This is a genomic window from Myroides indicus (assembly GCF_004364575.1).
Taxonomy (GTDB): Bacteria; Bacteroidota; Bacteroidia; order Flavobacteriales; family Flavobacteriaceae; genus Flavobacterium; species Flavobacterium indicum_A.
The window spans coordinates 1-14,598 of record NZ_SOAG01000030.1; the positions used below are offsets into that span (position 1 = coordinate 1).

Here is a 14,598-nt window from a genome sequence, read left to right on the forward strand (position 1 = left end):
GTATTCATATACTTTACTTTCTTAAGCCAAATGTATACATTACCTTACATTTTAAACAAAAAAAAGTCGGAAGATTAATCTTCCGACCATGACTAGATTAATAACCCTCTTTTATTTACAGTAATTCTTCTTGAATTTCTTCCCATTCAATCATGAGCTTCTCAATGCGATGTTTTTTATTTTCATATTCAGTAAAAAAAGTCGGATCGTTCATTAGTTTTTCATAATCAGTTGCTAATCGAACATCGTCTTTTGCAACTTTTTTTTCCAACTCATTGATTTCGTTTTCTATTTTACTCAGTCTGTTTTGAAGCGACTTTATTTTCTTTTGATTTTCATAGGAAAGACCCTGTATTTTATTTACTTCTTCCTTTTTCTCTTTATTTAGTTCTGCGGTTTCTTTTTTTTCTATTTCGCGCATATTTTGCGCGTTGCGCTCTTCTAAAAAATAATTAATATCCCCCAGATATTCTTTTATTTTTTGATCTTTAAATTCATATACAAATTCTGTCAAACCTTGTAAAAAATCTCTGTCATGCGAAACTAAAATTAACGTCCCTTTAAAATTTTTCAAAGCTATCTTTAAAACGTTCTTAGATTTAATATCTAAATGGTTTGTAGGCTCATCCATCAATAATACATTGATCGGTGATAAAAGCATTTTACATAAAGCCAACCTATTACGCTCACCTCCTGACAAAACTTTTACTTTTTTCTCCACATCATCTCCCCTAAACAGGAATGATCCAAGCATATCTCTGACTTTGATCCGGTTGCTGTCGTTAGCTGCATCAAGCATGGTGTCTAGAAGTGTTTTTTCTCCATCTAAATAATCCGCTTGATTTTGAGCAAAATAACCAATCTGAACATTGTGTCCCAACTTAATTTTGCCTTCATACTCAAATTCATCAATAATCGCTTTAATCAATGTAGATTTTCCTTGTCCGTTCTGCCCTACAAAAGCAATTTTACTCCCTCTTTCTACCAGTAGATCAATATCTTTAAAAATGACTTTATTTCCAAAGCGCTTAGTCACATGTTCTATTTCAAGAACAACTTTTCCAGGATCTATACTAACAGGAAAAGAAATATTTAATACTGTATTATCATCTTCATCTACCTCAATTCTCTCAATTTTATCCAGCTTTTTGATTAAAGATTGTGCCATTGAGGCTTTTGTTGCTTTATAGCGGAATTTTTCAATTAGCTTTTCAGTTTCTTCAATCTTTTTCGCTTGATTTTTTTGAGCTGCCAGCTGCATTTCTCTTAACTCTTGACGAAGAACTAGATACTTCGAATAGGGTTTATTAAAATCATATATTTTACCAAGTGAAATCTCAATTGTTCTGTTGGTTACATTATCCAAAAACATTTTGTCATGTGAGATAATAACTACTGCACCGGGATAAGTTTTCAAAAATTGCTCTAGCCAGATAATACTCTCAATATCCAAATGATTCGTAGGTTCATCCAGCAATAGTACATCGTTATTTTGCAACAGTAGTTTAGCCAACTCAATACGCATACGCCAGCCTCCGGAAAAGGTATCCGTCATATTATTGAACTCTTCTCTTTTAAACCCCAAGCCTAAAAGCACTCTTTCCGTATTTCCAACGTAATTGTACCCTCCAATAATTTCAAACCGGTGTGTTAAATCGCTTAATTTTTCAATAAGTTCACTATAGCTTTCAGATTCATAATCTGTCCGATCCGCTAATTCTTTATTTATTTTTTCCAGTGAAAATTCTACTTCTTTAATTTCTTCAAAAGCCTGATATGCTTCTTCCAAGACAGTGCGCCCTGGAATAAAATCAATATCTTGCCTTAAAAAGCCAATTTTCAAATCTTTTTCAGTTGCAATACTACCAGTATCCGGCTCCATATCACCAGACAAAAGTTTGAGCATCGTAGATTTTCCGGCTCCGTTTTTACCAACTAATCCCACTCTGTCGCCTGCTCCGATTCGGAATGTAACACTTTCGAATAAATATTCTCCTGAAAAAGAAACAGATAAGTTATGTATGTTCAACATTTTAATTTAATTCTTTAGTTTAAATTTCTTATACCTGTGAATGGATATATTCTCTTCTAAAGGTATATTATTTTCTATTTTATTATACAAAGCCTCTGCCAAAAAAGGACCTAATAAAACCCCTCTTGTTCCCAAACCATTTAAAACATAAATTCTATCGGATTCTTTGCTACGTCCCAATAGTGGTCTGCGGTCTTTTACGGTAGGACGAACCCCAGCCTTGTGGTCTACAATTTCAAAATCTAATTCAACAATTGCTTTCAACTTGTCAACTAATTCTTTTTTTCCTTCTTCCGTGGGGATGTCTGTTTTATCTTCCCAATTATAAGTCGCCCCAACTTTATACAAATCGTCACCAAGTGGAATAAGAAAAATATCTCCTTTTAAAATAAAGTCTATTGACAGATTAGGAATTTTTACCAAAAGTAATTCTCCTTTGGTACCGTCTAATGGTAAATCCCTAAAAAAAGGATTGCTATGCATCCCCATCCCCTCTGCAAAGACAATATAATTTGCCTTTAAATCTTTATAGCTTACGCCATCTTCACTATAATTCATACAATTGTACTCAAATATTTCCTTCTTATACAACTTCATTTTTTGCAAATAATCCCTGTAAGAATTTTGCAGCACGGCTGTATTTACATATCCGGAATCGAGTACCTCGCCAAAACCGAAAGAAGATACTATTCCGTTAATTTCTTTTTTGATTAAATTTGGAGATAAATATTTTTCTAGATTAGGTTTATCTGAAGCACAAAACCAGTTATTTTGTTCTTCGACAGAAAAAAACCTTCTATATAAAGGCAATTCATACTTTATTTTGACACCTAACTTAGCTTCTAATTGATTATAAAATGGAAGTGCTATTGACAATTGTTCTTCTGCCTTCCAAATCTCTGTAAATCTTTTTAATACCACTGGATTATACATTCCGCCTGCGATAAGAGTAGACGAATGTTTTTCGCCATCAATAATTATAAAAGATTTTCCTTCACTTTCCAGCTTTTCCGCTAAACAAATTCCGGCCAAGCCTGCCCCTACAATTATATAATCATATTGCTTCTTCATTATCCCATGTTTTATTGATAAAAAAAGCTCCTATCTAAATTAGATAGGAGCTTTTTAGATTTGGAATACAAAATTAGTAATTCCACATATCATCTTCAAGGTTTCTAATCAATTCTTTGATCTTTTCTCCTTCAAATAATAATTGTAAATCATTGCCTTCAATATACTCATCTATACGACGATCTCCATATTGGTTGTCTGCTTTATAAATGGTAGCAGCAAACCTTCTGGAATTCAACAGATGATCAAAATTGATAGGATTCATAGGATTTTTAGAATTAAACACCTCGCTCTCGAACAACACATTACGTGCATCCGGGAAGAAAATCCAGAATAATTCCACAAAGTTTTCAACTTCTGAACCTTTAGTGTATAAATCTACAACCACTGGCGCTATTCCTAAAAGCCTGTACTTTAATTGCCCTTCATTTCTATCAAAATACCAAAGTCCCATAATATGGTATTCTTTTACATCAGAAGGTCTCAATTCAATTCTCTGAATATATTCTTCTGGAATTTCCTCACCAGCATTGTAATATTCAATTCCGGCATCGGTAGTATCGATTTTTACAAAAGATGCATCTAAATCTTTTAAAGTCCTTTTTGTTTTAAAATCACTTCCGTCATATACTTCAGTAATTGCTCCAGACTTAATACCATCTATCAAAGATTGAAAGAGAGACTTACGTCCATCTGTTATAACTTCTTCTATAGGATAATAATAAGCCTCATTTGCTTTCTCTTCAAGAGAAATGTTTTCCCATACTTTTATTCCGAAAAGTATGTCTTTATCTGCTACATAGCCATATGGAATTGGTCCTTCGCTTTTAGCGTAAATTTCTGCAATAGATTTCATTCCAATTTCGCTCGCTGATTTCGCGTTCAATAAATTTGCTTGCGCAAAAGCGTTTATTGAGAAGATCGAAAACACTACAAATAGTGAGATTTTTTTCCAGTTCATATTATTCAAAATTTTCTTCTTTTAAAATTTTCTTCGAAATTACATAATCTCGAATGTACAAGGTGCTGTTCTCTTAAGAGCATAGTCACCCGCACCGTCTAATTTTGTTTTGATATCCGATATCACTACTACATCTCCTAATCTGGCCTTACTGATAGCAGATTTAGCGCGGTCGTTCATTCTATTTCCTTGTACAACTACACTTGGTTGTCCTGGCACTTGAACTACAAAACCTGTAACAGTTAGTCCAACTTCAAAATCAAAGTCCTCAAGTTTTGCACCAATTGTAACCACTTCAAGATTTGATTTTGGTCCTTTTGCCGCATATTCACCACGTACTGTACCACGAGGAGCAGGAATATCTTTAATTCTGAAAGTTTGTCTATCACTCACAGATGTTCCGTCAGGAAGCTGACCTGTTACATTAATAGTTACTTCTCTTCCAGACTGAGGGCGCATGCTGTATTGTCCTGGCTTACTACCCTTACTCAATCCCGGAGCAGATGCTGATACTTTATCATCGGAGATACCTGCAAACGAAATGGTCATAGGGTTTACAACACCTCTATATACTACATTCATTTTATCTGCTGAAATATTAGCTGAATTCGGTCTTGGCACAACCACATAGTTTCCTTTAATATCAATAGGAATAGCTTCCCCATCTTCCATAAAAGTAAACTGTCCGTTGATTTCATGTTCTCCTACATTTCCAGTTCCAAAAGATATATTAACCTGTCCGTCTTCTAAAGCTGTTGACAAATCAATATCTTGACCGTTTACAACTACTTTAGTAGGAACAGTAGATTTATCGTAACGACCTAACACAACTTTACCTTGAAAGTTTTCTCCTGCAAAAAATGCAGATTTTTCAGGAATCACAATTGCGGCATAATTTTTCATAGATGCAGCCTGACTTAACGTATTTCCTAATAAGCTATTGTAAATTTCATGTTCAATAACTTTGGCATCATTTTGCATTGTTGAAAACTTAGTCAAAGAAGCGATAGCCGGGAATCCTTGAAAATGATAATTTAGATAAGGCTTTACAACTCCTTCGCCATCTTTAACAGCTTCTATATTAAAACGATTCTGTAAATCAGCTACAATAGGCTGAAATTTAACATCTTCGCCTATCACCTTCAAAATTTGAGCTTTGTAATTTTCAATTTGTCCTACAAACTCTTCTCCTTGTTGAGAATATTTATCACCATTAAAGAAAGCTTTATCTAATGCATCTCCTTTCTCCATTTTCTCTGCCGGCAACTTTCCATTCTCTCTACTTTCTTCCAAAGGATCAGTTATAATTCTTTTTACACCGTCTAAATAGTTATAGAATTCACTTGTTATTTTACTGATTTCTTTTGCTTTTCTGCTTGGTTCTGCATATCGGGTCGGATCATCCGCCGCCTTGCCTTCCAAACCTTCTAACAAATAATTATTGGTTTCAAGAGCTGTTTTATTAGCTTCTTCAAACTTATCGTTAACCATTCCAAAAGCTGATAAAACTTCTTTAGACATCTGAAGAGCCATCATAGCGATGAAAATCAGATACATCAAGTTAATCATCTTTTGTCTTGGGGATAATTTACCTCCTGCCATTATTATACCTTTTTAATAGATTAAATTAATTAGCATTTCTTGACCCGCCCATAGCAGAAAGCATTCCGCCATAAACTGTATTTAAAGAAGATAAATTACTTGTTAGCGTTGCCATTTGGTCTTTTAGCCTTATATTGTTTTCTGCTACTTCTTTATTGATTTCTGCATTTCTTGTTGCACTTTCTAATTGTACTCTATACATAGAGTTTATAGACTCAAGCTGTGCTGCCGCCAAAGACATCTCCTCGGCGTACTTTTTAGTAGAAGCGATTGCATCAATTGTTGGCGTAATTTCTTTAGAAGCAGCTTCAAAATTTTGTATACTATTTCTTAAGCTTCCCATTAATTGACCGTCTATTTTAGCTTCTTTTAACAAATCGTCTAACTTTTTAGACAACATTCCTTCTTCTTCAGTAGAAGCAACTCCATAACCTCCACCACCTGCAACTCTTACTTGGTTAGGCTCTCCTCCTTTTAATTCAGGATATACCTTTGCCCAATCTAAATCTTCATCTACTGGCTCAAAAGCAGAGATAGCAAAAATAATAGCTTCAACAACCAGTCCTAATGTAAGCATATTGTTACCATTAATAGGACCAAGTTCCATATGTGTAATTTTAAATAATGCACCGATAATTACTACTGAAGCTCCCATTCCATAACAGAAGTTTACTACTTTTTTAGGTAATGCCATAATATTTATGTGTTTTAAAAATGTTCTTAATAATTTATAATTAAATGTTTGGTTTAAAATTAACGCGCCATTTTGCTTACGTTCATTCTTGAATACGACCCTGAAACTGATTTTACAGTTCTAAATCCAATATATGATCTGGAAGAATCCGCATACTCAGAATCACGAGTAGCTACCTGTAAGAAATAAGCCGCATCTCGCCAAGAACCTCCACGTACTACTTTTAAAGGACTTTCTGTACTTCTATTTCTAGGCTTCAAACTTGTCATGAAATCATAAGACGACTGATCGTACGAAGAACTCGTCCATTCTGCAACATTCCCTGCCATATTATATAAGTTATATCCATTTGGCGGGTAAGCTCTTGCTTCTGCAGTATACAATGCTCCGTCTGTTGCATAATCAAATCTCGTTGGCTTAAAGTTTGCCATAAAACATCCTTTTTCATCTGTAGTATAAGGACCTCCCCATGGATACATACCTCCTTCAAGACCTCCTCGTGCTGCGTATTCCCATTCGCTCTCCATAGGAAGCCTATATTCATTCATTTCTTGAGTTTGTCTTCTTGTTTTTCGATATTCATTTTTATACATCGTTCTCCATGCACAAAATGCTCTTGCCTGATGCCAGTTTACTCCAACTACAGGATACTCCCCAAATGCTTCATGCCAAAAATAGTCATTATGCATTGGTTCATTATAAGAATATTGAAATTCTTTTATCCAACGAGTAGTATCCGGATAAATTAACAAAGATTCCGTTTTTAAATGTCTGCTTCTTTTGCTTCTTGTGTTTTCACTGTTATCACCAATCACACCATCTAAATCCACATAGGTATATTGGAATTTTAATTTTGAAACATCAAAAGTCGTAACTCCATTATATGTTTCAGAAGCAGGAATGTATAAGGAATCCATTACTTCTACATAATACTCATCGGGATATCTATCAGGTGTAGCTGCTAGACGTACTTTTTTATTTAATCTACGACCAGAATATAAATCATCACTCATATCCATGCTGTAATAATTGTCATACATATATTTTTGATAAGGAGTCATTCTGTCTTCGTTTTCCTCATTATCTAAAAAGGCATATTCTCCAATTCCTCCCGATTCTCTAGTCATCCCCATATCGTCTGCAGCAATAGCTAATTTTGTGCGGGTAATAGAATCTTTTACCCATTCAACAAATTTTCTATACTGATTGTTTGTGACTTCAGTTTCATCCATATAAAACGAACCGACAGTAACGGTTTTCGTCGGAGCATCTTGTGCGCCCAAGAAATCTTCGTTTGTTTGTCCCATTGTAAATGTCCCACCAGGGATTAAAGACATACCATGAGGTTTATCGCTAGACCATCTCTTCCCTTCAACTCCATTTAACAATTCACCTCGATCTCCGGTACCACAGCTACATGCTAAAGCTAAAACTGCTCCTAACGTAATGATCTTCTTCATATATTCTATAGGTTTTTATATACAACTCTTGAAAGTGTAAACGTATTCAATTATTTTTAATTTTACAAAACAAAACTAAAAAAAATTTAAATTATATTTAACACTCGAAAATGTTAAATATTAATTTTACATCAAATTTTTTTTAAAAGTCCTCCACCATCTATCTGGCAACTGCTGTGAAATAGCCATTTCATAGTCTTCGTAAGCACATGGAAGCATTATTTTTTTTATTAGTTTTTCATTAACATTAAGCCCAAAAGGAACCTCTATCCACCACCTTTCAGTCAAATCGCTCTTGTAAAAAATCAGATCTTCATATCCTTCAATAGGCACAATATACTTAAAATAACTTTCTTTATCCACAAAAGGGTACTCTCCGGATCTGAAATTAACTCCTTCCACAAAATACCATAAAATCTGTGCTATTAATAACGCTTCTGTTTGGCTATTATTATAATTAAATATACCAAAAGAGCTAACTCTGTCACTTAAGCCAGCATATCTGGACAATGCGCAGATTTCTCTTCCATTGAAGCCATTGGGGTTAAAAAACTCCAAATTACCAGAATCTCCCGACTTGATCACATTCACATCCATACTGACAACATCCGCATCTCTTAAAACCGGTTCTGCTAATTTAATATTATTTGCAATTTCTCCAACTCTGTAAGCTTCAAAATAAAGGCTATCTATTAAATCTATTTCTTCTTGTGAATTAAAATATGTTTGATAACCCATATTGGAAAAGTTAAACAGGTTATTTGGCTCTTCCATAATAATTCTTGATAAAAAGCTTTCTGCCGGAACTCCTCCCTCTTTAACTAAATCTAATTTTTGATCTACAACAACCAGATTTACCATCTGGTCTAAACGATCATATGCCCTGTAAATACCATACGTCATATCCTGAGATCCTCCAAGAACAATAGGGATTACATCATTTCTAATCAGTTCGGACACGATGTTTTTCAACAGATAATAAGTATCCTCCAGCCGATCTCCATTTAAAATATTTCCCAAATCGATAATCTGAAGTCCCCAGTTTCCGGGAAAAAGAGAATAAAATGCTTTTCGAATTTTGAGCAGGTCTATTTTTTCGTTTCCATTATTCAGACCTCTGTTATCTGTAACGCCAATTACCGCTAACTGATATTTAGAAAAATCTTCAAACTCTCCTCCTGAAAAAAAAGTAACTTTTTTACCCATTGTCTGGCTTGAAAGTCCGTCTATATAATTCAGAAATTCTTTATTAAGAGGTTCTAATAGCTCAAACATGATTTTATTTTTTCTTGGTAGTTGTTTTTTTCGTCGTTTTTTTAGCAGATCCTGCTTTTGCTTCCACCATCGTTTTAACTTCTTCTAAAGTAAGTGCTGCAGCATCCACATCTTTACTCAGTTCTATTTTCGTCTTTCCTTTAATAATGACAGACCTTCCCCAACGAGCTTTTTCTACACGAATTCCCTCGCTCTCCCAATTGTGAATTACCTTCTCTTTTTCTTTCCTTACTTTATCTTCTATTAATTCATTTATATCGTCTTGAGAAAGATTGTCGAAATCATATTTTTTATTGACATTAATAAAAATACCATTCCATTTTAAATAAGGACCAAAGCGTCCTACTCCTTTTTGAACCGGCAATCCATCATAAGTTGCAATGGGAGCATCAGCCTGTTCTTTTTCTTTGATCAGACCTAAAGCTCTTTCATATGTTACATCCAGAGGATCTTCTCCTTTTGCAAGAGAAATAAATGTTTTTCCAACTCTCACATAGGGTCCAAATCTCCCGTTATTAACTTCTACTTCTTCCCCTTTATAGTCTCCCAGCATTTTAGGCAATAAAAATAAATCCAAAGCCTCTTCTAATGATATCGTTCCGATATTTTGGTCTGTTTTTAAGCTTGCAAACTGTTTTTCATCATCTTCCGGATCTCCTATTTGAGCAATCGGTCCAAATTTACCTAATCTTACTAAAACAGTTTTACCCGATTCAGGATGACTCCCCAAAACTCTTTCTCCGGATTCTCTTTCTGCATTTTCTTCTACATTTTTTACATTTGGATGAAAGTGATTATAAAAATCCCTCATCATTTTCGCCCAATCTTCATTTCCAGCAGCAATTGCATCAAAATCCTCCTCAACTTTAGCTGTAAAATTATAGTCTAAAATGGTTTTAAAGTTCTTTACCAAAAAGTCATTAACAATAATGCCTATATCAGTAGGAATCATTTTCCCTTTATCTGATCCTGTTTTTTCGACAAGATTTTGAACTGTTACTACACCTTCCTTTAGCTCCAATAACTTATAATCCCTTTCTTTTCCTTCAGTTGTTCCTTTTTCTACATAATTACGAGCTATGATTGTAGAAATAGTGGGTGCATAGGTAGAAGGTCTTCCAATCCCAAGTTCTTCTAATTTCTTAACCAAAGAAGCTTCTGTATAACGCGCTGCCGGTTTAGAAAAACGCTGGGTAGCTGTTAGATTTTTACGTGTTAAGTTTTCACCAACCTTTAATGCCGGTAAAATTCCTTCTGCTTCTTCCTCCTCATCATCATGACCTTCTAAATATACTTTTAAGAATCCGTCAAACAGCAATACTTCTCCAGCAGCTGTAAATTGTTCTTTATATTTATCCGCTTCTATATATACGCTTGTTCTCTCCAATTTTGCATCGCTCATCTGCGAGGCTAGTGTTCGTTTCCATATTAAATCGTATAATCTCGCCTGATCTCTGTCTACCGGTGCATTGTGCAGCGCCATATTAGTCGGACGAATTGCCTCGTGCGCCTCTTGAGCCCCTTTGGCTTTCGTAGTATACGTTTTAGGGTTAGAATACTCCGCTCCATACGATTTTGTAATTTCTGCAGCCGCTGCTTTCATGGCATCCTGAGACAAGTTTACACTATCCGTTCTCATATAAGTAATTAGTCCACTTTCGTACAAACGTTGAGCAAGCATCATAGTTTGCCCTACTGAATAATAGAGCTTTCGGGATGCTTCTTGTTGTAAAGTCGATGTAGTAAACGGTGCTGCCGGTGTTTTTTTAGCAGGTTTAGTTTCCAGATTGCTTACCTTATATAGTGCATTGATGTTTTTTTCTAAAAACATTTTTGCTTCTGACTCTGTTGTAAAATTTTTAGGAAGTCTGGCTTTGATAGTTTTTCCTTCGCCAGTTACAAATTCAGCTACAACGCTATAGGTAGAATTTACTTTAAAATCATTTATCTCGCGCTCGCGCTCCACGATTAACCTTACGGCAACCGATTGAACTCTTCCTGCAGACAATCCTCCTTTTACTTTTTTCCACAATACAGGAGACAATTCGTACCCCACTAGTCGATCAAGCACACGGCGCGCCTGTTGAGCATTTACCAAATTATAATCAATAGCTCTAGGATTCTCAATCGCTTTTAAAATGGCAGATTTAGTAATTTCGTGAAATACAATTCGTTTCGTATTCTCTTTTCTTAATTTGAGTTCTTCTGCCAAATGCCAGGCGATGGCTTCTCCTTCGCGATCTTCATCCGAAGCCAGCCACACCGTCTCTGCCTTCTTCGCCAAATCTTTCAATTTCTTAACTACGGCTTTCTTATCGCCAGAAACTTCATATTTAGGTTTAAAATTATTTTCAACATCTACTCCTATCTCTTTAGAGGGCAAATCTGCTATATGTCCATAACTAGATTCGACCTGATAATCTTTCCCCAAAAATTTTTCTATAGTTTTTGCCTTTGCAGGAGACTCAACAATCACTAAATTTTTTGCCATACTTCATTATTTTGTGAAGCAAAAATATAGATTTTTTTTAATAACTAGGCTTGAGAGCCTTTTTAATAGTTTTTTTGCAAAGCTTTTGTGTTCCTTTACTCAATCCTTATATATCCTCCCCCTAAGCAATCTTATTGTTTTATTTATAATGAGGTCATTTTAAAACATTAAAAAACAGCTGTCAACTTGTCAGTTGCGCAAAAAAAAGTATCTTTGCCGTATAATTAAAAATCTGCTTAGTGCATTATTCTTATGGAAAAGGTAATTGACGAAAACAAACAAGGCACAAGTCTGCAATTAGAACAAAAACAACACAATACAAAAAAACTTTTTATAGAAAGTTACGGCTGCCAAATGAATTTCTCAGACAGTGAAATTGTAGCATCTATACTTTCCAATGAAGGATATAACACAACCGATAAGATAGAAGAAGCCGATTTAGTATTGGTTAACACCTGCTCTATCCGGGATAAAGCCGAACAAACAGTTCGCAAACGATTAGATCAATACAACCGATATAAACAAAACAAACCAAACATGAAAGTAGGTGTATTGGGTTGTATGGCGGAGCGTTTAAAAAATCAGTTTCTAGAAGAAGAAAAAATTGTTGATATGGTTGTAGGCCCGGATGCCTACAAGGATTTACCCAATTTGCTTAAAGAAGTAGAAGAAGGCAGGGACGCTATCAATGTTATTCTTTCCAAAGAAGAAACCTACGGCGATATTGCACCGGTACGCCTTCAAAGCAACGGAGTTACCGCTTTTGTTTCTATCATGAGAGGTTGTGACAATATGTGTACATTTTGCGTAGTTCCCTTTACCCGCGGAAGAGAAAGAAGCCGCGATCCGCAGAGTATTATTACCGAGATTAAGGATTTGTATGAAAAAGGCTTTAAAGAAGTTACTCTTTTAGGACAAAACGTAGATTCTTATTTATGGTATGGTGGCGGACTCAAAAAAGATTTCAGCAAAGCAACCGAGATGCAAAAAGCCACAGCAGTTGATTTTGCCCAACTATTAGAACAATGCGCTACAGCATTTCCTAAGATGCGTTTTAGATTCTCTACGTCAAACCCTCAGGATATGCACGAAGAAGTATTACACGTAATCGCCAAATACCACAACGTATGCAAATACATACACTTACCAGTTCAGTCCGGAAGCACGAGAATCTTAAAAGAGATGAATCGCCAACATACTCGCGAAGAATATATGCAGCTGATCGATAAAGTATATCAGATAATCCCTGATTGTTCTATTTCTCAAGATATGATTACCGGATTCCCTACCGAAACGGAGAAAGACCATCAGGACACTCTTTCTCTAATGGAATATGCCCGATACGATTTTGGCTATATGTTTGCTTATTCTGAAAGACCGGGAACATTAGCCGCCCGAAAACTGGAAGATGATGTACCGGAAGAAATTAAAAAGCGCCGTTTATCCGAAGTAATTGAAATGCAAAATAAGATCGGATTAGAAAGAACCAAGCGATTTTTAGGTAAAACCGTTGAAGTTTTAATCGAAAAAACATCAAAACGCTCAGAAGAAGAATGGGCAGGAAGAAACTCTCAAAACATAACTGTAGTTTTCCCAAAAGATAACTACAAAGTGGGAGATTTTGTTGAAGTAAAAGTTACAGACTGTACCTCTGCAACTCTACAAGGCAAAGCTACAGGTTATTCCTCTATGCAGTCTTAGTTACAATTGTTAATAAATACAGAGAAACGAATGGACAACGTTCAGAATGTAAAACAACGCTTTGAAATTATTGGTAATGACCCGAAACTAAACCGCGCTTTACAAAAAGCAATTCAAGTGGCTCCGACCGATATTTCTGTACTGGTTACCGGAGAAAGCGGGGTAGGAAAAGAAAGTATTCCAAAGATTATTCACTCTCTTTCGCACCGAAAACACGGAAAATTCATTGCTGTAAACTGTGGGGCTATCCCAGAAGGAACAATAGATAGTGAACTATTCGGACACGAAAAAGGAGCATTTACCGGAGCTGTTAACACGCGTGAGGGGTACTTTGAAGAAGCCAGCGGAGGAACTATATTTTTAGATGAAGTAGGAGAACTTCCTCTTACTACTCAAGTACGTCTTTTAAGAGTATTAGAAAACGGAGAATTCATCAAGGTAGGGTCATCAAAAGTGCAAAAAACAGATATCCGCATTATTGCCGCTACTAACGTACATATGACTGAGGCTATAGAAAAAGGTAAATTCCGGGAAGACTTATACTATCGACTGAGTACTGTTGAAATCAACCTTCCTCCTTTAAGAGAAAGAGGAGAAGACATTCATTTGCTGTTTCGGAAATTTGCTGCCGATTTTGCCCATAAATATAAAATGCCGCCTATCAAACTAGAAACAGATGCCGCGGCGTATCTTACGAAATACAGATGGGATGGAAATATCCGTCAATTGAGAAACGTTGCCGAACAAATATCAGTTTTGGAAACCAATCGCATTATCACCTTACAAGTTTTACAGAGTTATCTCCCAAATCATGATAGACAACTGCCTTCATTAGTCAATCAGCAAAAAAAAGAATCCGATTTTAGCAGTGAAAGAGAAATTTTATACAAAGTTCTCTTTGACATGAAAAGCGATTTAAACGATTTGAAAAAACTAACACTAGAACTTCTCCAACACGATAAAAATCAAGTGCAGGAATCTAATCAGAATCTGATTCAACGCATCTACGGACAAAAACCTTCTGAAACAGAAGACTATCGCTCACATTCAACACCTAAAGGAGACGTTTTACAATTACAGCCGCCTCATATTGCCGCAGCAACAACTTCTTCATCTGCCTTTGATCATGACGATGATGATTATCTCATTGCAGAAACCATAGAAGACGAGCCTTTAAATTTGGAGGAACAAGAGGTTGAACTGATAAAAAGAGCACTGGAACGCAACAAAGGAAAGCGAAAAGCAGCAGCTGACGAATTGGGGATATCAGAACGCACCTTATATAGAAAAATTAAACAATACAATTTGTAG

10 protein-coding genes are annotated in these 14,598 nt (G+C 35.5%); 2 read left to right on the forward strand and 8 right to left on the reverse strand.

Annotation, left to right across the window (positions count from 1 at the left end; genetic code table 11):
* Nucleotides 1-115 precede the first annotated feature (115 nt).
* The 8 genes from abc-f to topA all read right to left on the reverse strand — a co-directional run bounded on the left by abc-f (nt 116) and on the right by topA (nt 11,586).
* Complete coding sequence (gene abc-f, locus C8P70_RS11590; protein WP_133713481.1) at nt 116-2,032, reverse strand: ribosomal protection-like ABC-F family protein; 1,917 nt, start codon at nt 2,030-2,032, stop codon at nt 116-118.
* A gap of 6 nt (nt 2,033-2,038) precedes the next feature.
* Nucleotides 2,039-3,103 carry an NAD(P)/FAD-dependent oxidoreductase gene (locus C8P70_RS11595; protein ID WP_133713482.1) on the reverse strand — a complete coding sequence of 355 codons (1,065 nt, stop codon included), beginning with the start codon at nt 3,101-3,103 and terminating at the stop codon, nt 2,039-2,041.
* Nucleotides 3,104-3,176: 73 nt separating this feature from the next.
* On the reverse strand, nt 3,177-4,064 hold the full coding sequence (gene porN, locus C8P70_RS11600; RefSeq protein ID WP_133713483.1) for a type IX secretion system ring subunit PorN/GldN: 888 nt from the start codon (nt 4,062-4,064) through the stop codon (nt 3,177-3,179).
* A 39-nt stretch (nt 4,065-4,103) separates the two neighbouring features.
* Complete coding sequence (porM, locus tag C8P70_RS11605) at nt 4,104-5,666, reverse strand: type IX secretion system motor protein PorM/GldM (protein ID WP_133713484.1); 1,563 nt, start codon at nt 5,664-5,666, stop codon at nt 4,104-4,106.
* A 25-nt stretch (nt 5,667-5,691) separates the two neighbouring features.
* A complete protein-coding gene (gene porL, locus C8P70_RS11610; RefSeq protein ID WP_133713485.1) occupies nt 5,692-6,360 on the reverse strand; it encodes a type IX secretion system motor protein PorL/GldL in 669 nt (222 codons plus the stop codon).
* A gap of 59 nt (nt 6,361-6,419) precedes the next feature.
* Nucleotides 6,420-7,820, reverse strand: coding sequence for a T9SS ring complex lipoprotein PorK/GldK (gene porK / locus C8P70_RS11615; RefSeq protein WP_133713486.1), 1,401 nt, complete (start codon nt 7,818-7,820; stop codon nt 6,420-6,422).
* A gap of 126 nt (nt 7,821-7,946) precedes the next feature.
* Entirely contained in the window at nt 7,947-9,098 is a 1,152-nt protein-coding gene (locus C8P70_RS11620; RefSeq protein ID WP_133713487.1) for a formimidoylglutamase, read from the reverse strand.
* Between the two features lies 1 nt (nt 9,099).
* Nucleotides 9,100-11,586, reverse strand: coding sequence for a type I DNA topoisomerase (topA, locus tag C8P70_RS11625; RefSeq protein WP_133713488.1), 2,487 nt, complete (start codon nt 11,584-11,586; stop codon nt 9,100-9,102).
* 252 nt (nt 11,587-11,838) lie between these two features.
* Here topA and miaB point away from each other — a divergent pair, with 252 nt between their 5' ends.
* Both miaB and C8P70_RS11635 read left to right on the forward strand, forming a co-directional pair.
* Nucleotides 11,839-13,287 (forward strand): tRNA (N6-isopentenyl adenosine(37)-C2)-methylthiotransferase MiaB, encoded by a 1,449-nt coding sequence (miaB, locus tag C8P70_RS11630; RefSeq protein WP_133713489.1) that lies wholly within the window; start codon nt 11,839-11,841, stop codon nt 13,285-13,287.
* Nucleotides 13,288-13,317: 30 nt separating this feature from the next.
* On the forward strand, nt 13,318-14,598 hold the full coding sequence (locus C8P70_RS11635) for a sigma-54 interaction domain-containing protein (protein ID WP_133713490.1): 1,281 nt from the start codon (nt 13,318-13,320) through the stop codon (nt 14,596-14,598).

What these genes read in the sequence shown, in the direction of transcription:
- abc-f (WP_133713481.1), bottom strand. Translation starts at nt 2,032, where the DNA reads ATGTTGAACATACATAACTTATCTGTTTCTTTTTCAGGAGAATATTTA.
- C8P70_RS11595 (WP_133713482.1), bottom strand. Translation starts at nt 3,103, where the DNA reads ATGAAGAAGCAATATGATTATATAATTGTAGGGGCAGGCTTGGCCGGA.
- porN (WP_133713483.1), bottom strand. Translation starts at nt 4,064, where the DNA reads ATGAACTGGAAAAAAATCTCACTATTTGTAGTGTTTTCGATCTTCTCA.
- porM (WP_133713484.1), bottom strand. Translation starts at nt 5,666, where the DNA reads ATGGCAGGAGGTAAATTATCCCCAAGACAAAAGATGATTAACTTGATG.
- porL (WP_133713485.1), bottom strand. Translation starts at nt 6,360, where the DNA reads ATGGCATTACCTAAAAAAGTAGTAAACTTCTGTTATGGAATGGGAGCT.
- porK (WP_133713486.1), bottom strand. Translation starts at nt 7,820, where the DNA reads ATGAAGAAGATCATTACGTTAGGAGCAGTTTTAGCTTTAGCATGTAGC.
- topA (WP_133713488.1), bottom strand. Translation starts at nt 11,586, where the DNA reads ATGGCAAAAAATTTAGTGATTGTTGAGTCTCCTGCAAAGGCAAAAACT.
- miaB (WP_133713489.1), top strand. Translation starts at nt 11,839, where the DNA reads ATGGAAAAGGTAATTGACGAAAACAAACAAGGCACAAGTCTGCAATTA.
- C8P70_RS11635 (WP_133713490.1), top strand. Translation starts at nt 13,318, where the DNA reads ATGGACAACGTTCAGAATGTAAAACAACGCTTTGAAATTATTGGTAAT.